Origin of the sequence: Corallococcus sp. Z5C101001, from assembly GCF_007352635.1 — a bacterium.
GTDB classification, from domain to species: domain Bacteria; phylum Myxococcota; class Myxococcia; order Myxococcales; family Myxococcaceae; genus Corallococcus; species Corallococcus silvisoli.
On the sequence record NZ_VKLU01000005.1, the window covers coordinates 292,171 to 316,340 of the forward strand.

At 71.9% G+C, this 24,170-nt stretch carries 21 protein-coding genes; 8 read left to right on the forward strand and 13 right to left on the reverse strand.

Annotation, left to right across the window (positions count from 1 at the left end):
- Positions 1-168 precede the first annotated feature (168 nt).
- Positions 169-825 carry a dTMP kinase gene (tmk, locus tag FOF48_RS11585; RefSeq protein ID WP_143900876.1) on the reverse strand — a complete coding sequence of 219 codons (657 nt, stop codon included), beginning with the start codon at positions 823-825 and terminating at the stop codon, positions 169-171.
- Positions 822-1,160: a hypothetical protein gene (locus FOF48_RS11590; RefSeq protein WP_143900878.1), complete on the reverse strand. Its 339-nt coding sequence runs from the start codon at positions 1,158-1,160 to the stop codon at positions 822-824. Before FOF48_RS11590 ends, tmk begins: the two co-directional genes overlap by 4 nt.
- Positions 1,161-1,362: 202 nt before the next feature.
- Between FOF48_RS11590 and ribB the strand changes: the two genes are divergently transcribed.
- Positions 1,363-2,490 (forward strand): 3,4-dihydroxy-2-butanone-4-phosphate synthase, encoded by a 1,128-nt coding sequence (ribB, locus tag FOF48_RS11595; protein WP_143900880.1) that lies wholly within the window; start codon positions 1,363-1,365, stop codon positions 2,488-2,490.
- 26 nt (positions 2,491-2,516) lie between these two features.
- On the opposite strand, the gene thrC is transcribed toward ribB, so the two are convergent.
- From thrC to greA, 5 genes are all read right to left on the reverse strand, one after another.
- Entirely contained in the window at positions 2,517-3,848 is a 1,332-nt protein-coding gene (thrC, locus tag FOF48_RS11600; RefSeq protein WP_143900882.1) for a threonine synthase, read from the reverse strand.
- Positions 3,845-4,411 carry a hypothetical protein gene (locus FOF48_RS11605; protein WP_143900884.1) on the reverse strand — a complete coding sequence of 189 codons (567 nt, stop codon included), beginning with the start codon at positions 4,409-4,411 and terminating at the stop codon, positions 3,845-3,847. The genes thrC and FOF48_RS11605 overlap by 4 nt, the downstream gene beginning before the upstream one ends.
- A gap of 99 nt (positions 4,412-4,510) precedes the next feature.
- Complete coding sequence (locus FOF48_RS11610) at positions 4,511-5,146, reverse strand: protein-L-isoaspartate(D-aspartate) O-methyltransferase (protein ID WP_143900886.1); 636 nt, start codon at positions 5,144-5,146, stop codon at positions 4,511-4,513.
- 90 nt (positions 5,147-5,236) lie between these two features.
- A complete protein-coding gene (gene recG, locus FOF48_RS11615; protein WP_143900888.1) occupies positions 5,237-8,476 on the reverse strand; it encodes an ATP-dependent DNA helicase RecG in 3,240 nt (1,079 codons plus the stop codon).
- Between the two features lie 110 nt (positions 8,477-8,586).
- The gene (gene greA / locus FOF48_RS11620) at positions 8,587-9,102 is read right to left on the reverse strand and encodes a transcription elongation factor GreA (RefSeq protein ID WP_143900890.1); all 516 of its coding nucleotides are present in this window, start codon (positions 9,100-9,102) and stop codon (positions 8,587-8,589) included.
- Positions 9,103-9,286: 184 nt separating this feature from the next.
- Here greA and FOF48_RS11625 point away from each other — a divergent pair, with 184 nt between their 5' ends.
- The gene (locus FOF48_RS11625; RefSeq protein WP_143900892.1) at positions 9,287-9,817 is read left to right on the forward strand and encodes an FHA domain-containing protein; all 531 of its coding nucleotides are present in this window, start codon (positions 9,287-9,289) and stop codon (positions 9,815-9,817) included.
- Between the two features lie 18 nt (positions 9,818-9,835).
- Here the strand turns inward: FOF48_RS11625 and FOF48_RS11630 are convergent, their stop codons facing one another.
- The 5 genes from FOF48_RS11630 to FOF48_RS11650 form a co-directional block, all read right to left on the reverse strand.
- Complete coding sequence (locus FOF48_RS11630) at positions 9,836-10,768, reverse strand: hypothetical protein (RefSeq protein WP_255442078.1); 933 nt, start codon at positions 10,766-10,768, stop codon at positions 9,836-9,838.
- Positions 10,769-11,114: 346 nt separating this feature from the next.
- Complete coding sequence (locus FOF48_RS11635) at positions 11,115-11,621, reverse strand: hypothetical protein (RefSeq protein ID WP_143900896.1); 507 nt, start codon at positions 11,619-11,621, stop codon at positions 11,115-11,117.
- A 52-nt stretch (positions 11,622-11,673) separates the two neighbouring features.
- The gene (locus tag FOF48_RS11640) at positions 11,674-14,730 is read right to left on the reverse strand and encodes a CHAT domain-containing protein (RefSeq protein WP_143900898.1); all 3,057 of its coding nucleotides are present in this window, start codon (positions 14,728-14,730) and stop codon (positions 11,674-11,676) included.
- On the reverse strand, positions 14,727-15,281 hold the full coding sequence (locus FOF48_RS11645; RefSeq protein WP_255442079.1) for an RNA polymerase sigma factor: 555 nt from the start codon (positions 15,279-15,281) through the stop codon (positions 14,727-14,729). Before FOF48_RS11645 ends, FOF48_RS11640 begins: the two co-directional genes overlap by 4 nt.
- 164 nt (positions 15,282-15,445) lie before the next feature.
- Positions 15,446-16,066, reverse strand: coding sequence for a hypothetical protein (locus FOF48_RS11650; RefSeq protein ID WP_143900902.1), 621 nt, complete (start codon positions 16,064-16,066; stop codon positions 15,446-15,448).
- Between the two features lie 118 nt (positions 16,067-16,184).
- On the opposite strand from FOF48_RS11650, the gene dgcN reads away from it, so the two are divergent.
- The 4 genes from dgcN to FOF48_RS11670 all read left to right on the forward strand — a co-directional run bounded on the left by dgcN (position 16,185) and on the right by FOF48_RS11670 (position 21,488).
- Positions 16,185-17,198, forward strand: coding sequence for an N-acetyltransferase DgcN (gene dgcN, locus FOF48_RS11655; protein WP_143900903.1), 1,014 nt, complete (start codon positions 16,185-16,187; stop codon positions 17,196-17,198).
- A 54-nt stretch (positions 17,199-17,252) separates the two neighbouring features.
- Positions 17,253-17,981, forward strand: coding sequence for a YebC/PmpR family DNA-binding transcriptional regulator (locus tag FOF48_RS11660; protein WP_143900905.1), 729 nt, complete (start codon positions 17,253-17,255; stop codon positions 17,979-17,981).
- A gap of 129 nt (positions 17,982-18,110) precedes the next feature.
- Complete coding sequence (locus FOF48_RS11665) at positions 18,111-19,742, forward strand: DUF2339 domain-containing protein (protein ID WP_143900907.1); 1,632 nt, start codon at positions 18,111-18,113, stop codon at positions 19,740-19,742.
- Between the two features lie 117 nt (positions 19,743-19,859).
- A complete protein-coding gene (locus FOF48_RS11670; protein ID WP_143900909.1) occupies positions 19,860-21,488 on the forward strand; it encodes a cell division protein FtsK in 1,629 nt (542 codons plus the stop codon).
- 135 nt (positions 21,489-21,623) lie between these two features.
- Here FOF48_RS11670 and FOF48_RS11675 read toward each other — a convergent pair whose 3' ends face one another.
- Positions 21,624-22,139, reverse strand: a complete 516-nt coding sequence (locus FOF48_RS11675) for a DUF302 domain-containing protein (RefSeq protein WP_143900911.1) — start codon at positions 22,137-22,139, stop codon at positions 21,624-21,626.
- A gap of 221 nt (positions 22,140-22,360) precedes the next feature.
- On the opposite strand from FOF48_RS11675, the gene FOF48_RS11680 reads away from it, so the two are divergent.
- Both FOF48_RS11680 and FOF48_RS11685 read left to right on the forward strand, forming a co-directional pair.
- The gene (locus FOF48_RS11680; RefSeq protein ID WP_143900913.1) at positions 22,361-23,971 is read left to right on the forward strand and encodes a patatin-like phospholipase family protein; all 1,611 of its coding nucleotides are present in this window, start codon (positions 22,361-22,363) and stop codon (positions 23,969-23,971) included.
- A gap of 19 nt (positions 23,972-23,990) precedes the next feature.
- Positions 23,991-24,170 (forward strand): DUF3293 domain-containing protein, encoded by a 180-nt coding sequence (locus FOF48_RS11685; protein WP_143902117.1) that lies wholly within the window; start codon positions 23,991-23,993, stop codon positions 24,168-24,170.

Consider the following 24,170-nt stretch of genomic DNA (forward strand, 5'->3'; position numbering starts at 1 on the left):
GGAACCGCGAACGAACACGGGGAGGAGCAGCGGGACGCAGGATGGAGTTCATACCTGTCCGGGTGAAGGGTGGCGCGGACCGGGCCAGGCCCAGGGTCCGCGCGCCGGATAAGTCACCCTTGTCACCCGCGAAAGGTGAAAAACGACCGAGGCAGGAACAGCCGGAGCTCAGCGCCCGCGCGCGAGCACCCGCCGCACCTGCATCAGGCACGCGTCCGTCACGGCCTCCACGGACAGCTCGCCGTCGATGCGAACGATGCGCTCTCGCTTCTGCCGGAGCGTGATGGCCTTGAGGTATTGCCTGGCGATCCGCCGCTGGGCCTCGTCCGCCTCGAACAGCTCCGCGGGCGCGCCGCGCACGGCCCGGCGCTTCGCCGCGACCCTGGGGTCCACGCCCACGAACAACGTCAGGTCCGGCGACACCGCGTGCGCGTTCACCGTGTCCACCCACGCCATGGGCAGGCTCGCCCCCTGGTACGCCAGCGAGGACAGCACGTAGCGGTCGCACAGCACGACCTTGCCCTCCTCCAGCGCCGGCAGCACCCGCGCGTGCAGGTGGTCCGTGCGGTCCGCGGCGAACAGCAGCGCCAGCGTCTCCGGCGCCAGCGGCCCGCGGCCCTGCGGCAGCCCCAGGCGGCCCGTGAGCGCCTGACGCACCATCGTGCCCACGGGCCCGTCGGAGGGCTCGCGCGTCGTCACCACGGCGTGCCCATCCGCGCGCAGCGCGGACGCCAGCCGCTCCGTCTGCGTGGTGGTGCCCGCGCCGTCCAGTCCCTCCAGGACGATGAACCGCCCCGGGCGGGCGGTCTTCCTCGCGGCGCTCACCGGGGCAGGAGCGCGGCGGGGTTGTCCAGGTGCAGCTCGCTGCGCAGCGCGAGCAGCGTCTCGTAGCGCTGGAGCTCATCCGCCAACACCGCGCGGCCCTTGCGATAGCTGCGGAAGCCGTACCCCAGCAGCCCCAGCGCCAGCAACGCCGCACCCCAGGCCAGCAGCGGTGTTCGCAGCGAGTCGTGGAACAGCTTCCCCGCCGCCCCTGAAATCAACAGGAAGGCGATGGTGGAAACCCCCGCATGGGTGAAGTGGGTCGTGCTCTGCCGGGTCGCCAGGCTCTCCTGCAACTGGTCGAACCGAGCCCGCTTGTCCTGGATGTCTGCGCTCACGGAGCCAAAGACCCTACATCACCCGCCCCAGGCCGTCGAGTCGCGGGCCTGGACCCGGACGCCCTGTCACAGGTTCCCCTCATCCCACCTATTGAACGGACGCACGCCTGCTCCCCGGGCACGGCTTGCCACCCCACCCCCCTCGCGTTACATGCCGCCCACCATGCCCCTCCACGTCGTCAGCAGGATGAGCAGCCCCGCAATGAGCCCAGACTCCGAGTTGAACACCATCGAGGAGGCCATCCGCGACATCCAGGCTGGCAAGTGCGTCGTCGTCGCCGATGACGAGGACCGCGAGAACGAAGGCGACCTCATCATGGCCGCCGAGCTGGCCACGCCGGAGCAGCTGGCCTTCATGGTCCGCCACACCAGCGGCATCATCTGCCAGCCCATGCTGGCCGAGCGGCTGGACGCGCTGCGCCTGCCGCAGATGGTGGCGGAGAACACCGAGTCCCACCGCACCGCCTTCACCGTCTCCGTGGACTTCCGCCACGGCACCACCACCGGCGTCTCCGCCGCGGACCGCACCAAGACCATCCGCGCGCTGGCGGATCCGAACAGCACCGCGGATGACTTCCTGCGCCCCGGTCACATCTTCCCGCTGCGCTACCGCGAGGGCGGCGTGCTGCGCCGCGCGGGCCACACCGAGGCCGCCGTGGACCTGGCGCGGCTCGCGGGCCTGCAGCCCTCCGGCATCCTCTGCGAGCTCGTGAAGGACGACGGCACCATGCAGCGCATGCCGGACCTCAAGGCCTTCGCGCGCGAGCACAAGCTGTCGCTCATCACCATCGCGGACCTCATCCAGTACCGCAGCCGCAAGGACCGGCTGGTGCGGCGCGAGCCCGGCCAGAGCGTCGTGCGCACCCGCCACGGCGAGTTCACCGCCCTCACCTATTCGTGGACGCCCGACGGCGCGAAGTCCCTGGTCCTGGTGAAGGGCGACCCCGAGCACGCCCAGCCCGCCCCGCTGGTGCGCCTGCACGGCGCCTGCGCCCTGGGGGACGTGTTCGGTTCGCCGGACTGCAAGTGCCACCTGCTGTTGGATCGCGCCCTGGAGCACGTCGCGCGCGAGGGCTCCGGCGTCATCGTCTACCTGCCCGGCATGCACGGCGACGACTTCGGCATCCACCACAAGCGCGCGGGCGATGGCAGCAACACGGCCTCCGGCCGCACGCCCCACGAATCACGCGACGTGGGCATGGGCTGCCAGATCCTCACCGACCTGGGCATCGGCGCCATGCGCCTGATGACCAACACGGACATGACCTACCGCGGCCTTTCGGGCTTCGGTCTCACCATCGAGTCGCGCATCCCGCTCCTGGTGGAGTAGCGCCGCCGTCGTGCGCGGGGCCCGGCTCAGCCCAGGTCCTTCAGGGCCGCGCGCACGGCGGACAGGTCCGCGGGCAGTTCCACCGGCGGGTTCGCGTGCGCGGCCTTCACGTCCGCCAGCGCCTCCCGGTGGTAGCCCACCTTGAAGTCGGCGAACTTCAGGCCGTGCGCGGTGGCCACCACCGCGACGCTGGCCCCCTTCGCCATCACCCCCGACGCCACCAGCTTCTCCACCGCCGCCAGCGCCACGCCCGTCTGCGGGCAGGCGAAGGTGCCTTCGCGGTCCGCGCGGGCCGCGGCGTTCGCCAGCTCCGACTCCGACGCCTCCTCCACCACGCCGTCGAACGCGCGCAGCATCCGCACCGCGCGGCGGAACGACACGGGGTTGCCAATCTGGATGGCGGACGCGAGCGTGGCCCCCGCCTGCATCGGCACCAGATCCTGGAAGCCGCCCCGGAAGGCGCGCGCCAGGGGGTTGGCCCGCTGCGCCTGCGCCACCGCGATGCGGGGCCGGCGCGCGATCAACCCCAGGGTGAACAGCAGGTCCAGGCCGCGCCCCAGCGCGCTCGCGTTGCCCAGGTTGCCACCCGGGATGACGATCCAGTCCGGTGGCTCCCAGCCCAGGTCCTGGCACAGCTCGATGGCGATCATCTTCTGGCCCTCGATGCGCAGCGAGTTCATCGAGTTCGCCAGGTACAGCCCGGTGTCCGCCGTCACCGCCTGCACCAGCTTCATGCAGCCGTCGAAGTCCGTGTCCAGCGACAGCACGCGCGCCCCGTTGGCGATGGGCTGCACGAGCTGCGCGAGCGACACCTTGTTCTTCGGAAGGAACACCACCGCCGGGATGCCCGCCGCCGCGGCGTACGCGGACAGCGCCGCGGACGTGTCGCCGGTGGACGCGCACGCCACCGCGCGGATGGGCGTGCCGCGCGAGCGCAGGTGCTTCACCGCGGACACGAGGACCGTCATGCCCCAGTCCTTGAAGCTGCCCGTCGGGGACACGCCGCACTCCTTCAACATCAGCGAGCCCAGGCCCAGCTCCGCCGCCATGCGGGGCAGCGGCTTGAGCGGCACGCGCCCCTCGCCCAGCGAGACGATGTCCTCCAGCGGCAGCTCGGGCAGCGCCCACTCCCGCTTGCCCCACACCCCGGAGCCGTCCGGCAGCCGCGACGTCGCGAAGCGCGACTCGAAGCGGCGCTTCCACTCCGCCGCGGGCACCGCGCGCAGGGCGGCCTCGTCGTGCGCCACCTCCAGCAGGCCCTCGCAGCGGGGGCAGCGGTAGACGACGTCCCACAGCGAGGCGGTGAAGCCACAGCCCTCGCTGCACGCGTAGCCCGCCTTGAGCGCCGGGGCCGTCACGCCTCCACCTCCACCCTCGTGCCGCACGCCAGGCACGCGCGGCCGGGGTACGTCAGCACGTGGCAGGAGGGACAGGGGATGCGCTCGCCCGCGTCCGCCCCGCGGCCCTTCGCGGCCACCGGCGCCGCCACGCGCGCGCGGGGCAGGCGCATGCCGCAGCCGTCACACATCAGGCCCTCGGCCTGCACATGGCGGCAATAGCGGCACGTCACCGCGCCCACGGGCGCGGCGGTGCGCACGCCGTCGTCCTGCGCGCGGCCCGTGTCCAGGTCCATCATCGGGGCGACAGGCACCGCGCCGGTGTCCCCCGAACGGGTCAGCTCCAGGTCCGGCACCGACATGGCCGGCAGGTCCGGGCCCGAGCGCAGCCGCGTCAGGTCCAGCTCCGGCAGCGGGGGCGCGTCCACCTCCGCGCGGCCCCCCGCGTGGTGCGTCAGCTCCAGCTCCGGCATCGGCGCCACCACGGCGGGCGGGGCGTTCACGAGGTCGGGGAAGCGCCTGCCACAGCCTTCGCACTCTTCGCCTTCCGACTGCACGTGGTCACAGACCGGGCAGATGATCATGGGCGGGACGTTACCGGTCCCCTCCCCGCTCGGCAACGCGACCCCGGACGGAGGGGTGGCGTGCAGGCGGACGCCCTGGCGCCCCATCCGCTCCCCCCATCAGCTCATCGACGAGCCCTGCCCCGTCATGGGGACGAAGCGCACCGGCAGCAGCCGCTCCACCCGGGGCAACAACCCGGGCATCCCCCGACGGATGCGCAGCAGCTCCTGCGTCTCGTTCATGGCGCCCACGGGGATGACCATCCGGCCCCCCCGCTTGAGCTGATTCAGGAGCGCGCGGGGGATCTCCTCGGGCGCGGCGGTGGCGATGATGGCGTCGAAGGGCGCGGCTTCGGGCCAGCCCAGCGCTCCGTCCCCCTCCCGGAAGAACACGTTGCCGAAGCCCAGCCGGTGCAGGCGGCGCCGCGCGCCCCGCGCCAGCTCGCGGACGATCTCCACCGTGAAGACCTCTCGGGCCAGCAGCGCCAGCACCGCCGTCTGGTAGCCGGAGCCGGTGCCGATCTCCAGCACGCGCTCACAGCCGCGCAGGCGCAGGGCCTCGCTCATCAGGGCGACGACATAGGGCTGGCTGATGGTCTGCCCATGGCCGATGGGCAGGGGGACGTCCTCCTGGGCCGCGTCCCGCTCGTGGGCGGGCACGAAGTCCTCACGGTTCAGGCTGGCGATCGCCGCGAGCACCCGGCGGTCCCGGATGCCCTCTCTCGCCAGATATTCCGCTCGCCCCCAGTCTCCCATCGCGTGCGTCCCCCGTGGTCCTCCAACGCCCAAAGTAGGCATGCCGAAAGTCGGAGACACCCTGACGGACGAGCGCCGCTCGTGCCTGCCCTACCCGACCCGGGCCAGCGCCAGCCGCCCCTCCCACCGCTCCTCCAGCGCCTTCACGAGCCCCTGGTGGTCCGGCTCCTGGAGCTTCGGATCGGTGTCCATGATCCGCCGCGCCTCCACCTGCGCCAGCGACAACAGGTCGCCGTCTCGCACCAGGTTGGCCACGGCCAGCTCCGGCAGGCCGCTCTGCCGCGTGCCCAGGAACTCACCGGGGCCGCGGATCTCCAGGTCCTTCTCCGCGATGACGAAGCCGTCGCTGCTGCGCTCCATCACGCCCAGCCGCTCGGTGGACTCCCAGGAGCGGGCGGCCCCCGCGACCAGGAAGCAGAAGCTGGCCGCGGCGCCTCGGCCCACGCGCCCGCGCAGCTGGTGCAGCTGTGACAGGCCGAAGCGCTCCGCGGACTCCACCACCATGACGGACGCGTTGGGCACGTCCACGCCTACCTCCACCACCGTGGTGCACACGAGCAGCTGGATGCGCTTGTCGCGGAAGGCCTCCATCACGGCGTCCTTCTCCTCCGGCTTCATGCGCCCGTGCAGCAGGCCCACGCTCGCGGAGGGGAAGACCTGCTGCAGCTTCGCCGCGCCCTGGGTGGCGTCCTCCAGGTCCAGCTTCTCCGACTCCTCCACCAGCGGATAGACGACGTAGGCCTGATGGCCCTTGGCCAGCTCCGCGCCCACCGCCTCGTAGACCCGGGCTCGGAACTGGATGTTGAAGACGCGCGTGGTGATGGGGGTGCGGCCGGGCGGGAGCTGGTCGATGACGGACACGTCCAGGTCGCCGTACAGCGTCATCGCGAGCGTGCGGGGGATGGGCGTGGCGGTCATCACCAGCACGTCCGGCGTGAGGCCCTTGCTCATCAGGGTGTGGCGCTGAAGCACGCCGAAGCGGTGCTGCTCGTCGATGACCACCAGCCCCAGCTTCTGGAAGGACACGCCGCCCTCCAGCAGCGCGTGCGTGCCCACCGCGAGGTGCAGCTCGCCCTTCGCCACGGCCTCGCGCACCCCGCGCTTGTGCTTCGCGGTGCCCGCCGCGCTCACCAGCCCCACGCGGAAGCCCAGGGGCTCCAGGATGCGGCGGAAGGTGCGCTCGTGCTGTTCGGCCAGGATTTCGGTCGGGGCCATCACCGCCACCTGGTAGCCGTCCTGGAGCGCCACCATGGCGGCGACGAGCGCCACCGCCGTCTTCCCGCTGCCCACGTCGCCTTGCACCAGCCGGTTCATCGGCTCCGGCCGCGCCATGTCCCGGGCGAGGTCGCCCACCACGCGGGCTTGCGCGCCCGTGAGCTGGAAGGGCAGCGCGGCGCGGGCCTTCTCCAGCCGCTCCGGGGTGACAGCGAAGGCGATGCCCTCTTCCGCCTTGATGCCCTGGCGCTTGAGGGCCATGCCCAACTGGAGGAAGAACAGCTCGTCGAAGGCGAGCCGGCGGTGCGCGGGGCTCTGGTGCGCGTCCAACGCCTCCAGGTCCGCGTCCTCGGGCGGAAAGTGGATGAAGCGCAGCGCGTCCGGCAAGCCCATCAAGTGGTAGCGGCGACGGAGGTCCGCGGGCAGCGGCTCCTCCAGGTGATGCGCGTGCTGCTCGCTGATGCGCGAGGCCAGCTCGCGGAACGAGCGTTGTTCGCCGCGCTCGAAGCCCGGGTAGATGGGGACGATGCGGTGGAAGTGGACGGACGTCGTGGACTCCAGGTCCTCGGCGGGCTCCAGCTCCGGGTGGGCCATCTCGCGGCCATTCATGGAGGCGCGCACCTCCCCGGAGAGCACCAGCTGCTTGCCCACGGAGAAGCGGCTCTTGAGCCAGGGGCCCGCGTGGAAGTACGTCGCGGCGATGCTGCCGGAGCGGTCGCCCACGACGGCGCGGAACATGCGCCGGCCACCGCGGCCCGGGACGAAGTCCGCGGTCTTCACGGTGCCCACCGTCACGCCGCGCTCGCCGGGGATGAGCTCCGCGATGGTGCGCAGCTTGCGGCGGTCCTCGTAACAGCGTGGCAGGAGGAACAGGATGTCGCCGGTGCGGCGCAGGCCCTTCTTGTCCAGGACCGCGATGAGGCGGGGCCCCAGTCGCTTGCCCAGCGTCTTGAGCGGCGCGGACAGCGGGCCGGAGCGCGGCGCGATGGACAGGAGCTTCGCCTCGGAGCGCGACGCCTCCGCGCCCACGGCCTTGGCCTTCTTCTTCCGCGCCTTCTCCGCGGGAGGACGGTCCGCCGGAGGGGCCGCCTTGCGGGGGTCGGCGCCCACGCCGGTCCGTCCCGCCGGAGCACGGGCCGCCGCGACACCAGGGCCGCCCCCCATGTTGCTCCGTCCCGCCGGAACACGAGCCGCCGCGACACCAGTGTCGGAGTCCATCGCCGCGGAGCGCGCAGCCGGGGCACGGGCCGCCTCGCCACCAGGGCTGGAGTCCATCGCCGCGGAGCGCGCAGCCGGAGCACGGGGCGCCGCGCCACCAGGGCCGGAGTCCATCGCCGTGAGCCGCGCGCCCCGAGGCGGGGCTTCGCTCATGGGCGACGGGCCAGCGGCGCCCCCTCGCGGCGCGGTGGCACGCGGGCCGCGCGGCGAGCCCTCCGCCTTCAGCGACGGAAATGAATCGACCTGCGTGGGACCGCCGCCCGGGTGCGTCGAGCGAGGGCCGTCGAAGCCCGGGGACTGGGCCACCTTGCCTGCCCCAATCCCCTCTGGATGCACGCCGCGTGCGACCGCATTCCCCGGGCCGCGCGCACCCACTCCCGCCGTGCGTGAAGCGGACGATGTCGCGCCTCCGGGCGCGCTCCGGTTCTCTCCCCTCACCAGGGGCACGGGGTCCTGGGAGCGCCAGGGCGGCACCGCGCTTCCCCGGGCCTCCACCGTTCCCGGGGGCGGCGTCATCCGGCGACGAGGCGGCGCGGGGTTCGACTCCGCTTCGAGCAGGTGCCCACGCTCCGGCGCCCGGGGGAACCGGGCCGCCACGGCGTTGAGCTCCCCCGTGACGACGACCCGCTCCAGCTCCTCCGGAAGGGCCACGCCGCTCCGCTTCAGCGCCCCCAACACCTGGCGCAGGGCCGCCTTGCGGTGCTCCGGTGGCGCGGGGGGATCCACATGCGGGAGCGCCGCCCGCAGGTCCTCCAACGCCCCCGCGTCCACGCCCCCAGCCGCCGCCAGGGTGCGCTCCATCAGGGTGCGCAGATCCCGAACAGTGCCCAGCTGGGCGAAGTCACGCTGGCACGCGTACTTCAAGGGTCCGATGAGGCTGGCGAGCGGGTGGTTCACGCGGGTTTCCAGCCTCCATCCTACGAAGCGGTTCTGACGCCGCGCGGAAAACGAAACCGGGGGAGCGAGCCCATGCCCGCCCCCCCGAAGGACCCGCTGACCACCGGGCTTCAGCCCTGGCCGGGCTGCGCGTCTTCCCGCGGCTCCTCGAAGCGGATCTCCACGATCTCCAGCTCGCGCACGCCCCCAGGGCTCTGCACGGTCGCGATGTCGCCCACCTTCTTGCCGATGAGCGCGCGCGCCACCGGCGAGGTGACGGCGATCCACCGCTTCTTCAGGTCGGCCTCCGTCTCCCCCACCAACCGGTAGGAGATGGTCTTGTCGTTCTCCGTATCCACCAGCTCCACCGTGGCGCCGAAGATGACCTTGTCCCCCCCCAGCTTCGACGGGTCGATGACCTCCGCGCGCGCAATCCAGTCGTTGAGGGTCAGGATGCGCCCCTCGATGTGCGACTGCTTCTCCTTGGCCGCGTGGTACTCGGCGTTCTCCCGCAGGTCGCCGTGCGCGCGCGCGACCTCGATTTCACGCGAAATCTTTCCCCGCTCCACGGACTGGAGGTGCTTCAGCTCGTCCTTGAGCTTCTGCAGACCGTGGGGGGTCATCGGGATGTTGTCGCTCCCGCTCATCGAACCACCGCTCCTTCCATCACCTGGCTGCAAACATCGGGGACCCGGCGCTCCCTCCTGGAACCCGGCCCTCGACTGGAAACGGGCAATGTAGGGAACGAGTCGCTGGTGGGTCAACGAAAGCCGTACCGCCATCGTCCGGTACCGGCTGGGCGCCCGACTGCCGACCCGTTAGGCTGCCCACGTGTTGTCCGTCCAGGAACTGCGCGCGCTCGCCTCGGGACTCCCCGTGGGTACCTTCCAGCACCAGCTGGGTCCCTTCGCACTGGTGCAGCGTCCGCCGTCGGAGCTGTCCGCCGCCGCGCTCGCGCCCACCCGCATGGCGGATCCCGGCGACGTCGAGCAGGGCATGCTCGCGCTGCTCTTCGAATTCGACGACCTGCTCGTCGCCACCCTGCCCACGCTCAAGGACGCCGACGTGCTGCGGATCGGCCGCAGGCTGGACTGCGAGCTGGTGCTGGACGACGCCTCCGTCTCCAAGCAGCACGCGGAGCTCCGGTGGAGCCGCGCGCAGAGCCGCTGCACCGTGCGCGACCTGGGCTCCACCAACGGCACCTTCGTCAACGCCAGCACCATCGGGCAGCGCGAGGTGCCGCTCCGGGGCGGCGACATCCTCAGCTTCGGCAACGTGCAGTTCTGGTACCTGCTCACCGACGCGCTCCATGAACGGCTGCGCGCGGGCGCGGCCTCCGGCCTGGGTTCCCACTCCGGCTGAAGGCCGCCCCACCCTCCTTCAGGGGCACGCCCCGCAGTCCGCCGCGCACGCGTCGTACGTGGTGGATGCACCGCAGGACTCCGTCACCTGACAGGTGCCGTCGCCACAGACGGCCACGTCCGCGTCGCGGATGCGCGTGGTGATCGGCGAGTACGTGACGCCCCCCGTCGAACAGTGGAGGAATGAGAGCCCGGCCGTGCCGTCCGGCTCGCACACCGCCGAACAGCTCCCCACGTAGACCAGGGGCGCGCATTCGATGCGCGGCATCCCGGAGCCATCCACCACCGCGCACGCGCGCGAGGTGCTCTGCGTGGCGTCCAGCGGCGGGTTCTGGCTGCCCGCGTAGACGCCCTCGCCCTGGAAGAGGTTCCCGAAGAAGCACGACTCTGGCCGGGTGAACGACGCCAGCTCCTCCGGGGTGGAGGGGATCGTCTGTCCCAGCGCGTCACGGCCCTGCACGGAGATGGGCACGCTCACGCCAAACGGGTTGGTGTGCGCCGCGAGGCACGCGGAGACGAGCTGCTGCTCGGCCACCGTCGCCGCCGCGCCCCCGGACCAGCCCGGCGCAAGCCCCAACAACCCGCTCCAGGTGTACGCCGTGTTCGTCCCCGCATCGGTGTACGTGCGCGTCTGGCCCGCGGGGACGGCGCAGAGGACGACGTAGTGCATGACCTCGGCGGCCAGCGCCGGATCCAAACCGAACCACGACGCGAAGGCGGGCGATGACAAGCCATTGAACGACAGCCCGTTGAAGGACAGGCCATTGAACGACAGCCCGTTGAAGGACAGGCCGTTGAAAGACAGTCCATTGAAGGACAGGCCGTTGTAGCTGAGGGCCGCCTGTTGCTGCGTCCCCACCGGGTCCGCGGGCGAGGGCCCGCTGCCGCCAGGGCCGCACCCCGCCCCCAGCACCGCCAGGGACACGCCCCACGCCCAGGACCGCGTGCGCATCCCCATTCCATGACGGCGCCCGTTCTGCATGCTCCCCATGTGCATCCCCCCTGCTGACGCGGGTCTTCCGGTCACACCCACGGTCGTTCGGACAAGGAGGCCGCCAAAGACAAACAGGCGTGCCGCGCCCCCTCTTGCGCGAAAAGTGTGAGCACGGCGGATGTGGGGCAAGCCGCGACAGAGGCAGGGACCGCCACGGCGAGCTCAGGGCGGACAGTCCGCGCGTCGGGGGCTGAACGGGCTGGCGGGAACCCATTCACAAACACGAAGGCCGCGGCCCTTCGGGGCGAGGACACCTGTCCCCCCGGAGCCACGGCCCTCGTTTCGTTCGGGTGGAAAGCGGACCCTACCGGCGCGCCTGGGTTCCGACCTTCACCTGGGTCTGCTGCACCTTCATCACCGACAGCTCGCGCTTGATGTTCGCCAGGTCCGCCTGGGTGATGAGGCCCGGATCATCTCCACCCGGGGGGCCGCCCTTGGGGGGCTTGCCTTCAGGGGACACGGCGCCGCCCTTGCCCGGGTCCATGAGGGACGTGCCGCGCTCCACGGCGGCCAGGTCCTTCAAACTCGAGGTGGCGCTGGCCGAGTCCTTCTGAGTGACCTGCTTCACCAGCGTGAGCTTCCCGCTGGACCGGTCGTACCGGTACAGCCGGGTGCCCTTCGCGCCGTCGTCCACCGCCACGTCGACCGTGCCGCTGCTCTTCGTGGCCGTGCTGGCGACGGCCGTCGTGCGGGGCGCGAGCTGCACCGGCTTGTTCGCGGCCTTCACGTCCTCCGCCCCGGCACTCGCCGACGACAGGGTGACGAAGCCCACTGCCATCCATCCCACTGCGGACATCCAACGCTGGTGCATGGTGATTCCTCCCGCTCTCCATACGCGGAGCGGCGGCGATATTCGTGGAGGCCTATTCGAACGCGACCAGGTCCTGGACCCACGTCGCGCGGCCCTGCTGGAGCCACCGCTCGCGGGTGTCCCGGAGCGCCTGCGCGGGGGGCTCGCCGCGGCGCAGGGACTCCAGCAGCCGTTGGAAGAAGGCGCCGGCCTCCACGTCCGGCACCTCCGTGGAAGGCGCGACCACCGCGCGCGCGCCGGCCTGGATGAGCGCGGAGGGCAGGCTCCACACCGCGTGGTAGCGCCATGCGCCCACGTTCGCGTCGCACGCGGCCAGCAGCACCACCGGGGCCCCGCGGAGCGTGTGCCCCTCCAGGTCCTCCGCGGTCAGCGCGTAGCGGCCCGCCGTGTCCGGAGACAGCACCAGGAAGGCCGCGTCGGACAGGCCCGCGCCGGAGAGGCCGTGCGTATGCAACTCCACCTCCGTGGCGTCCTCCATCTCCGCGAGCACCGCGTCCGGCGTCGCCGCGCGGCCCCGCAGGTGGACATCGCCCGGCGCCGCGACGCCCTTCCAGGGCATCAGGCGCGGAAGGCTCAGGGCCGCCGGCGGCTCCACGTCCGACACCACCAGCCGCTTGGACGTGGGGGCCACGGCCGGAGCCTCCACGCGGTGTCCCCCAGGGGCGAGGTAGCTCCAGGCCCGGTCCGCGGGCAGCAGCCCGGGGCGTCCCTGGAGGATGGGCTCCGCGAGCACGCGGACCGCGTCACAGCCGGAGAGCAGCTGGAGGATCCGCTCGGGCACCGCCGGCACCCGTTCGCGCAGGGGCCGCTTCAGCGCGTGGAGGTACACCCCGTCGCTGGCGCCCGTGGGGCCCCGGGCGACGAAGAGCAGCCGTTCATCCTGGCCGGCCAGCGCCAGCAGGCATGACGTGGGCGCGGTGCGGTCCACCTCCTCCGCGAGCAGCTCCACGGCCGGGCCCCACTCCTTCGAGCGGCCCGCGTCCATCACCAGCACGTGGTGGCTGTGCGCCCAGGCCTTGCGCGCCTCGATGTCGGTGGAGCGCCGGAGCGCCGACCCGGCGATGACGCCGCGCAGGAGCTTCTGGCCCGCCTCGGGGTCGCGCTCGATGAGGATGCGCCCCTCCAGGTGGTTCACGAGCAGCTGGTCCCCGGCCGTCAGGGACGGGTCCTCGCGCAGCACGCGGATGCGCTCGCGCACCCGGTCCAGCTCCCGGCCCGGCACCGCGGTGCCCTCCAGCCGGAGCAGGTCCCCCGCGACGGCGATCTCCAGCAGCGTGGGCGCCGTCGGACAGCCCAGGGCGTCCTGCACCTCGCGCCGGGCCGCCTTCGCGTCCAGGTCCTCCACGGCCAGGAGCGCCCGGGCGTGGTGGTACTCCGAGCGCCGCGCGCAGTCCTCGGGCGCGTGCTGGACGTACTCGTCCAGATACGCGCGGGCCAGCGCCGGCGCATGGCTCAGCCGCGCGCTCGTCACCAGGTCCGAGAGGAGCACCTCCTCCTGGAACCAGCTGTCGGTGCGGAACGCCTCCTCCAGCGCCGAGCGGGCCAGCTTCTGCGCCTCCTTGCGGCGGTCCAGCCGGTTGTAGAGCGCCGACAGGTGCTGCTGGAGATCCACGCAGCGGTACTGGAAGCCCGCGCTCCGGCACGACGCCAGCCCCTCCTGGAGGGACTTCTCCGCCGTCTGGGTGTCGCCCCGGGCCAGCGCGGCCTGCGCACGGCCGCGGGCGAGCGGGGCTTCGTACCAGGCGGGTTCGCCGGACTGGCGCACCAGCGTCGCCAGCTCCTCCACGAACCGGTCCTCCTGGCGCAACAGCAGCACCGCGCCCAGCAGCAGATCGCGCTCGCCGGAGCGCCGCAGCTTCGCGAGGAACGCGTCCGCCTCCGCGCCTACCAGCGTCCGCGTGCCGGCCAGCACCTCGCGGTAGGTGTCCGCCAGCGGGCCCCGCTTGCCGAAGTCCGCCGCCGCCACGCGCGCCACGTAGGCGCTGGCGGTCTTCGTCCGCGTGGCGTCATCCAGCACGTCGGCCAGCGGCGCCAGGGCCCGCACGCGCGCCACGGACGGCGCCGCGCGCAGCGCATGGTAGAGGTACAGCCTCGCCAGGTCGGGGTTGCGCCGCGCCATCGGAGCCGGGTACGGCGTGCCCTCCAGCGCCAGCGCCATGCCGGCCGTGTTCATCGCCTGCCATGAATCCCGCCGCGCCAGCGCGCCCTGGCGCAGGCCGTCCGCGCGCTCGGTCGCCTCGGCGCTCCAGCCCGGCTCCTTCGCCTGGGCCACCCGCTGGAACTCCGCCGCGGCGGCCAGCTCCAGCGACAGCGCCTGGAGCGCGAGCCCCCGGTTCCAGTGCAGGCGCGCGTCGTCCGGCGCCGCCTCCAGGCCGGCCTCCAGCAGCCCCAGCGCGCGCTCTGGCTGGCCCTGGCCCAGCGCCGCCAGCGCCCGGTCTCCCAGGACGGCGGGGGACGGCGGCAGGCGCTCCAGGATGGGGGCCGCGCGCGCGAAGTCCCCGGCGGCGAGCCACGCGGTCGCGACGCCGTGCAGGTCCCCCTTCGCTTCCAGCGCCGCCAACGCGGGCAGGTTCAGCTCCGGACGCCCGTCCGCGCCGCCGCGCATCGTGCCTTGCGCGCGGTAGTCCGCGAGGCCCGGGTGGCTCAGCCGGCCCTCCAGCGGACGCGCGGAGGCGACCGCGAAGGGCAGCTCGCGCTCCGTCCCGGACTCGCGCCACGGACGCACCACCGCGAGCACCGCGAGCACCACGGCGGCCGCCGCCGCGGCGAACCCGGCCACGCGCCGACGGTCCCAGGCCGGCGTCGGACGGGAACGCGGGCGTTCGGACCGGCCGGGCGGAGGCGCCACGGGGCGGACCGCGCCGAGCACCTCCCCGGACCGCGCCTCCGCGCCAGGGCTCCACCCGAACGAGTCCCCGGGCCGCGCCTCCGGGCCGGACGCGGCCCGGGCCTCCGCGGCGGCCTGCACCGCGAGGCTCGCCTGCACCTGGTCCTCCAGGTCGGCCTGGCAGCTCTCGCAGTCCACCAGGTGGACGCGGAAGGCCTCGGTGTCATCGAGGGGGAGCTCTCCGTCCACGAAGGCGGCGAGCTGTTCACACGGGGAGCTCACGCCGGGCCCCCAGCGCTTCCCTGCCCTGCGAGGAGCAGCTCCTTGAGCTTCTTGCGGGCGCGGAACAGGCGGGTGCCCACCGTCATGGACGGGATGCCGAGCCGTCGGCCGATCTCCGCGTAGCTCTGTCGCTCCATGTCCTTCATGCGGACCACCTCGCGCAGCTCCGGGGGAAGCTGTTCCACCGCGCGCCACACGTCATCCAACGTGTAGCGCGCCCATGTCTCCGGCGGGGCTTCGGCTTCCGCCAGGGTGTCCCCCATCGCGTCGGTGAACTCCTCCTGGGGGTGGCGCCGGTCGTGCCGGCACCAGTCGAGGAATCGTCGAACGAGGATGGACGCCAGCCACGCCATGGGGGGCGCGGACCGGTCATACGTATGAAACGCGCGGAAGGCCCGCTCGTAGGTCTCCTGCAACAGGTCCTTCGCGTCCGACGGGTTCCGGCCCCGGCACAGGATGCGGGCCCGCTCCTCCAACGCTGGCGCGCACCGCGCGACGAGCGCCTGGAACTCCGCGACGTCCTCTCGGGAGGCCGGGGAAAGCTCCTTCACGGAGGGGGAGGACTCCCCGGGCCGGGGGACGGCGCTGGGCGATCGCGGGCGGAACACCACGGGGCCGTTCCTAGCAGGAGCGGACCCGGCCGCGAAGTCCGTCGACACCCGGATCTTCGGTTCCCACCCGGTGGGTGGGCGATCCGGGACGGCGGCCTGGAGGGCTAGCAGGGGCCCGTGCCCAGGCGCACGCCGGTGCGGACCCGGGTCTTGAACACGCCGAGCGCCGCCCCCAGGCCCGTGACGCGGATCTTGCTGTAGCCCGAACCTCCCGAGCCGATGTTGAAGCGCAGCCCGCAGTGGGCCGGCCAGAAGAGGGTCGCGGGGTACCAGACGCCATTGGTGGTCAGCTCCCCCAGTCCCCACCAGACGCCGCCCTTGTACCCGAACGCCGCGCCGGAGATCGCCAACCCCTTGCACGCGCTCTCGGTGACGTTCGAGGTCGCCGGGATGACCTCCACGAACGGCTGGGCGAAGTTGCCCCCCAGGCCGGTGACCTCGGTCACGAAGCGATGGGGACACGACGGCTGATCGTAATTGCTGTCATTGGAAGCCGCCGCCGAGTCCGAATACGAGCAATTGGGAATGACCGCTGTCACCACCGCGCCGTCCGGCTGCGCCAGCACCACGTCCGAACCCACGCACGACTCGTCCAAATCCTGCTCCTGGCTGGCGACGGACTCGTCCGTGACGCCCGCGGCTGCGTGCTCCTCGGCCAACGGACCTCCACAGGCGGCACAGAGCGAGGCGGCGAACAGGAGGGCGGCGGACGGGGTGAGGCGCATGGCATGCAACTCCGCGAGGGCGGGCCCTGAAGCGGGCTCATGCCTGTTACGTCCAATGCCGCGCTTATTCCCCCGGGCCATTTCCACGCCGTTTTTGGGCCGTGCTAAGGCACCGCCCGTGGACATCGACAAGCCCTACCTGCTGTTCCTGGGAGACGTGAAGGATCAGCTCGCGGCCAAGACAGCTCACGGCATCGTGGACTGGCGGCCGGAGTGGTGCGTGGGTCAGCTGCGCCTCCCGGGCTGCGCGGCGGACTGTGGCCTGGTGGACATGGACCTCGCCCAGGCGAAGGCGAGGGGCGCGCGCACGTTGGTGGTGGGCGTGGTGAACCCCGGGGGGGTGTTGGCGGAGGCGTGGGTGGACACGCTCGTGCGGGCGCTGGAGGCCGGGCTGGACGTGGCCACCGGGCTGCACAAGCGGCTCTCCAGCTTCCCCGCCGTGGCCGCGGCGGCGGCGCGACACGGGCGCAAGCTGCACGACGTGCGCTTCCCGGACCGGGACTTCGCCACCGGCCAGGGCACGAAGCGGCCCGGGCTGCGCATGCTGACGGTGGGCACCGACTGCGCGGTGGGCAAGAAGTACACGGCGCTGGCGTTGGAGAAGGAGCTGCGGAGCCGGGGGTGGAAGGCGGACTTCCGGGCCACCGGACAGACGGGCATCCTCATCTCCGGCAGGGGCGTGGCGCTGGATGCCGTGGTGTCCGACTTCGTCGCGGGCGCGGCGGAGTGGCTCACCCCCGCGAACGACGTGGATCACTGGGACGTGGTGGAGGGCCAGGGCTCGCTGTTCCACCCCTCCTTCGCGGGCGTCACGCTGGGCCTGCTGCATGGGGCGCAGCCGGACGCCTTCATCGTGTGTCACGAGCCCACGCGCACGCGCATGCGCGGCGTCAGGCACCCGCCGCCGTCCATCCAGGACGTCATCGACCGCACGGTGCTGGAGGGCCGGCTGACGAACCCCGCCATCCAGTGCACCGGCATCGCCCTCAACACCGAACAACTGGGCGAGGACGCCGCGCTCGAGCTCCTGGAGGCCACCGGCCGGGCGCATGGCCTGCCCTGCGTGGACCCGCTGCGAACGGGCACGGGCCCCCTGGCCGACGCGCTGGCGAGCCGCTTCCCGCGCGGATGACACCCTTGCGGAAACCCATCCTCCCGGGACGGGCCACGGTATATTGAGGAAACCATGGGACGCATTTTCGAGACACGCAAGGCGACGATGTTCGCCCGCTGGAACAAGATGGCGAAGGTCTTCACGCGCATCACGAAGGACATCGTGATCGCGGTGAAGGCCGGCGGGCCGAATCCGGAATCCAACCCCGCGCTGCGCCGGGCCGTCCAGAACGCCCGCGCCGCGAACATGCCGAAGAACAACGTGGACAGCGCCATCAAGCGCGCCAGCGGCCAGGACCAGGCCGACTACCAGATCCTCCTCTACGAGGGCTTCGCGCCCCACGGCGTGGGCATCCTGGTGGAGGCGGCGACGGACAACGTCACGCGCACCGTGGCCAACGTCCGCTTCCCCTTCACCAAGCTGGGCGGGAGCATGGGCACGGCGGGCAGCGTGTCGCGCCTCTTCGAGCGCATGGGCGCCATCCGCCTGGCCGCCGAGGGGCTGAACGCGGAGGAGCTGGAGCTGGAGCTCATCGACCACGGCCTGGAGGAGATGGGCGAGACCACCGGTGAGAAGGGCGAGAAGCAGCTGCTGCTGCGCTGCAAGTTCTCCGACTTCGGCAAGCTCCAGGCCGCCATCGAGGCCAAGGGCATCTCCCCCGTGTCCGCGGAGTCCGAGTACATCCCCCTGCCCGGCACCCTCAAGGAGCTCCCCGAGGAGCAGGCCACCGAGGTCCTCAAGCTGGTGGACATGCTGGAGCAGGACGACGACGTGCAGCACGTGTTCCACAACCTCGCCTGAAGCACCGGCGCCCGGCCCCCGCGTGAGTCTTTCCCGGGGGCTGGCGCGCCACGCCTGGAATTGAAGATGTGCTGGGCTTGTGCTTGAAGGCAGCGAGGGCCGGGAGCACGCGGATGCGCGAGGAAGTCCATGTCGGACGAGGGCGGTGAGCAGGACCTGCGGGACACGGTGAAGCGGCTGGAGGCGACCGTCTCCGCGCTGGAGACGCGGCTCGCCACGCTGGAGGGACAGGGAGCACCGCGTCCACTGTCCCCGGCCGCTGTCGTCACGCCCCCTCCCCCCGCCCCCGAGCCGCGGGACCTGGAAGCGCACGTCGGCACCTATTGGTTGAGCCGCCTGGGCATCGTGGCGCTCATCATCGGCATCGCGTACCTCATCACGTACCACTTCGGGGAGCTGGGGGTGCTGGCGCGGGTGGGCGCGGGCTATCTGTTGAGCGCGGGGCTGGGCGGGTTTGGGCTGTGGCTGGCGCGCAAGCACCAGCTCTTCGGACGCATCGTCTTCGGTGGCGGTCTGGCGCTCGCGTACTTCGTCACCTACGCGCTGCACTTCATCCCCGCGGTGCGGGTCATCGACAGCGAGGCGCTGGCGCTGGTGCTGTTGGCGGCGTTCGTGGTGGCCATCGTCACCATCGCGCACCGGATGCAGTCGGAGACGGTGGCGGGCATCGCGCTGTTCCTGGGGCTGCACACGGGGATGCTCAGTGACATCACCGCGTTCACGCTGCTGTCCACGACGCTGCTCGCGGCGGGCGCGCTGTTCTTCCTCGTGCGCAACCGCTGGGTCATCGTTCCCTTGTCCAGCCTCGTGGCGGTCTACAGCACCCACGTCGTCTGGGCGGTCCGCACGGGCCACATGGCCCCCGGGGCTCCCGAGCACGACCGGCTGCTCTTGAGCATGGGCTTTCTCTCGCTCTACTTCCTGCTCTTCTCCGCGGCGCTGCTCGTCCGGCCCCGCGACCTGCCCCTGCGCGCGAGCCTGGCCTTCACGCTGCTCAACTGGGTGGGCCTGACGTCCCTGGGGGCCTACGAGGTCTCCCGGGAGCAGGACTCGCGCCTCTTCGCCTTCCTCCTCGTCGTCGCGCTGGCGCACGGCGCGGGGGCGGGGGTGGCCCGGCTCCAACGCGCGCCCGTGGCGCTGATGCATACGTACCTGGCGCTGGGAGCGGTGACGCTCGCGCTGGCCATGCCCGCGCGCTACGACGACGTCGCGCTGGTGGCGGCGTGGACCGCGACGGGGCTCATCGCGGGGCTCGCCGCGCGCGGCGTGGGTTCGCCGGTGCTGCGCGGCGTGGGCGTGCTCATCCTCTTCGTGGCGCTGGCCGCGTGTGAGTGGGAGACACCGGGGCGGATGACACCGCTCCTGGGGCTGGGGGTGGCGTTCGTGCTGGTGGAGCGCGGCGGGACGGTGCGCGTCTCCGGGCGGGTGGAGCCCCAGGTCCACCCGTTGTTCACGGCGGTGTGCGCCGTGGGCGCGGGGCTGTCGCTGGTGGCGCTGGTGGGCGCGAGGATGCCCTCAGGGCTCGTCACGCTGGGCTGGGTCATCGCCGCGTTCCTCCTCTTCGGCGTGGGGTTCGCGCTGCGCGAGCGTTGGTACCGGCTGGCCGCGCTGGCGGTGCTGGGGCTGTCGCTGGCGCGGCTGGTGCTGGTGGACGTCGCGCGGCTCCCGCCGGACCAGCGCGTGCTCACCTTCATCCTCCTGGGCGTGATGCTCCTGGTCGTCTCATACACATACACCCGACTGCGCGACCGGCACGGTTGAGGCCATCCGGCTCGCGGGAGCGAGGGCCTCGCGCCTGACGCGGCATCCCGTTACGATTGTGAAGCTGGATTTCAGCGACAGCGCGCTGTCGCCCGGGTCCACCGTCACGGAGATGTCATGCGCCGGTCCCGCTTCCATGCGCTGTTGCCCGCCCTCCACCCTGGCGTGCTGGGCTTGATGGTCTGGGGGGGCGTCGTGACGCAGGCGGGCGGTGCCCCTCGTCCCGAGCCCGCGCAGGAGGAGCTGGCGAGCGAGTTCTCCGCGATCTCTGGCGGAGACATCCTCTTCGTCGGCAACAGCTTCACCCACGGCAACGAGGCGCCGGTCTATTCGTACAACAAGGCCGCGGTCACGGACCTGAATGGCTCCGGCGTGGGAGGGATTCCAGGCATCTTCAAGAAGATGACGGTCCAGGCGGGGCTCTCCTTCAACGTCAGCCTGGAGACCGCCAGTGGACAGACGCTCCGCTGGCACCAGGTCAACCGGGCGTCGATCATCGGCCAGGCGAACTGGGACGCCGTCGTCTTGCAGGAGCAGAGCGTGACGCCGCTGCCCGCGGCCCGGGGTGGCGCGCCGGCGAACTTCATGGATGCCGCCCGCGCGCTGCGCGCGTTGGTGCTGTCCAGCAACCCCGCCGCGAGCGTGTTCCTCTATGAGACGTGGTCATCGCCCACGTCCGTCGGCACGCAGGGCTACCCGAGCGGGACCCCGGGCTTGCAGGCGATGCAGGCCGACCTGCGCGACGCCTACTTCAAGGCGTACCGGGACCTGGGCTTCACGGGGGTCGCCCGGGTGGGCGATGGCTACATGCGCGCGGTGGAGCAGGGACTGGCCGACCCGAACCCCGCCGATGGAATCACCCCGGGGATGTTCAACCTGTGGAGCGCGGCGGACAGCCGCCACTCGAGCAAGTACGGCAGCTACCTGTCGGCGGCGGTGCTGTTCGCGAAGATCACGCAGGCCGATCCCCGCAACCTGGCGACGGGGGCGGGCAGCGCGGCGGCGGACCTGGGGATCAGCGCGACGGAGGCCAGCGAGCTGCACCGCGTCGCGTATGAGATCTCCTCGCTCGCCGACCCGGTCGGGACTCCTCACACCCGGATGCCGGTCACGGGCGCGACCTTCACGGGCGCGGTGACGGCGGGCACTCCGGCCCAGCTGACCGGCGCCGCGCAGCTGGCGTCCGTTACCACGGCGGAGGGCACCTTCACCCAACTCGTGGGCGCCACGGCCAACGCCATCACTGGCACCAACACGCCCAGCGCACGGGGCTCGGCGCCCGCCAATGCCAACGCGGCCGCCTCCGGCCTGGGCATCCACGACGGCGCGAACAACGTGGGCGCGGGCAACTTCCAGTTCGGCATGGCCTTCACCGCCAAGACGCGCTTCTTCATCGTCGACAGCACGCTGGCCTCCGCGACGATTGGCGACGACACCACCGTCACGTTGATCAACGCGTCCAACCAGCCCGTGGGGACGTATTCGCTGTCCCTGCTCGCGAGCGACTTCACCGCGTCGGCCGCGGGAAACACCTCCACCTCGCTGGCGACCGTCTCCTACACGAGCGGTGTGCCGAGCATCACCGGCAACCCCGTGGGCACGGTGCCGTCGAAGCTGGGGGCCGTGTCCTTCTCCTTGTCGGACCTGGGGGTGACCGACGTCGCGAGCGTCAGCGGCGCCACCGGCCTCCGGCTGACCAGCGCGACGCTGGATCCGAACGTCGTCGGGCTCTACACCGTCCCCTGATCCGGCGGGAGGCATCGCAGGCATGCGCTCCGCCGCGCGGTCATCTTTTTCTGGAGAAGGCGCTGGCCGGCTGATTCACACCTCCGGTCATTCGGTCGTTGCCCAAAGCGAACCGAGACCGTGACTCGGCTGTCGTCAGATGCCGGATGACGTGAGGAACGCCTCGACCTTCGCGTCGAGCGCTTGCGCCGCCACGAGGAGCTCCCGGTTGTCACCCACGGCAATCAACGACGATGGCCGGACATAGGTCACGGTGCATCCAGCCGCGGGCACGGCCTCTTCGATGAGGAGCTCGACAGGCACGAACAAGCCCGCCGTCGCGTCATGCCGCAGCATCGTGGCCGCGATGATGGGATTGCCGAAGATCCAGCGCACCAGCCGTCGGTGGATCCCCACCCGGTGCATCCACGCACCGTGGTCGATCTCCGCCATGAGCACGAAACCGCTGCCGCCGAGCAAGGGACGCATCCGCTCCTCGAACTCCTGGGCGGACCCGGTCTCCATGCTCAGCCGCGCGATCTCCGGCACCGTGACCTCTCCAAGGCGGGAGCGAAGCCGGCTTCGCACCTCGTCGAACGCGAGCGTGCTCCGATGGGTCACTCGCACGCCCGTGAAGGGCGTGGCCTCGGGGCCAGGCACGTGCTTCGTCATGGGGAGCGTCCTTTCGGTCCACGCCTGAAAGATACGACCGGCCCTCATGACCGGTACCCCTCGCAGCGCACGCGAGCCGTGCGGCCCCCGTTCGCCTGAGCGGCCTGCGCCGCGTCCGCCTCCCCGCCACGGTGGGGTTCGACACGCACCTCCGTGGGTGGGGGGCGCTGAATCTGGCCTAAGCTCCAAACGCCCTCCCCGCCGTTCCCCTGGACCTCTCCATGAGCCAAGACACCCCGCTCCCCGCCCCCGAGCAGCACGGTCCGCTCGGCCCCCTCGCGCTGGCCCTGTCCGGCGGCGGCTATCGCGCGGCGGCGTTCCACCTGGGAACGCTGCGCCTGCTGGACACCGTGGGACTGCTGCCCGACGTCGTGGGGCTGTCCACCGTCTCTGGCGGGACGCTCCTCGGGCTGGCCTGGGTGGTGAGCCAGATTGACGGCACCCCGTTCAAGACGTTCCACGAGGCCTATTCGGCCTACCTGAAGCGCACGAACGTGATCGCCGAGGCGCTGACCGGGCTGACCTCGGACCGCGAGCACGGCAGCCATGCCTGGGCCAGCCTGATCCGCTCCGCCGCGGACGTCTACGCGCGGCCTGACTTCCTGGGGGACCGCCGCTTCGGAGAGGTGCTTGGCGCCAGCGGACTCCCACTCCAGGAGGCCATCTTCAACTCCACCGAGTTCCACACGGGCCTGGACTTCCGCTTCCGGCGCAGCGGCAACCCCAACACGATCCTCGGCAACAACGGCTACCGGCTGCCCCGCGCCGTGGCCCCGCACATCCGGCTGGCGGACATCGCGGCCGCGTCGTCCTGCTTCCCGGGTGGCTTCGAGCCGCTGGTCTTCCCGCAGCAGTTCCACTGGCCTGAAGGCTTCCCGCTCGAAGCCGCGCGCGAGGCGCTGGGGCCGAAGTTCCAGGACGGCCTGCCGCTGATGGATGGCGGCATCTACGACAACCAGGGCATCGACAGCCTGCTCCTGGCATACGACCGCGCCGAGTCCCCGCCCACGTTGCTCATCTCCGACGTCAGCACGCAGGATCCGCAGATGTACAACGTCCCCGAGAACCCGACGAAGCGGGGCTGGGTGACGCTGAACGGGGTCTCCTGGCTCGCATGGGGGCTGCTCCTCCTGGCCCTGGCCTCCGCCGCCATCCTGGCGTGGCGCGGGTTCGACGCCGTGAGCTCGGGCACCTGGGCGCCCCGGGACTACCTCCTTTACCTGGTCCCCGGCGTCCTGACCGCGGCGGTGGCGACGGCGCTGTTCTGGGTCCGCGCCCGGCTGGACGACGCCACCGCCCTGCTCAAGAAACAGATGAACCTGGACGTGTGGCCCTCGTTCAAGAAGCTCACGGTCCCGGAGTTCTCGCAGATGCTGGTGCTGCGGGCCTCGTCGCTGATGGCCCTGACGTCCAAGGTGTTCATGAAGCGCGTGCGCGGGCTGGTCTTCGGAAGGCTGTATCAAGACCCCCGCTTCAAGAACCAGCGCGTCTCCAACCTCATCTCCGCGCTCACGGTGGACCGCCCCAACCTCTTCTCCCGGCACCCCTGGATCAAGCCCGAGGCGCGGCTGGTGGCCCAGGCCACGCAGGCCTGCCAGATGCCCACCACGCTCTGGTTCACGGCCGACGCGCAGTTCACCACGGTGGAGTCCACGGGCGCGGCCACCGCCTGCTTCGTGCTCCTGCGCCACCTGCTCGACCACCACGCGGGACAGTTCGAGTCACCGGGTCGTCCGCTGCACGAGCTGTACGTTCGGCTGAGGCAGGAGTGGGCGGCGTTCAACCCGTCCAACCCCCTGCCAGGGGAGCCCCAGCGGTCCATGGCGGCCTAGAGCGCCGAACAGGTCGGGTATTGGCGAGGCCGAGGACCGCGGTTGGTCCGAGCAGAGCCTCATCATCCCGGGACTGCCCCGCGCGGAGGCGGAGCGCTTCGGTCGCGCGCACGGTCAGGTGGCCGTCCTGGCGGATCGCACCGGAGGTCCCGCGGAGTTGCTGCTGTGTGGCAACGAAGCGCCGCCATCCGCGCCATGA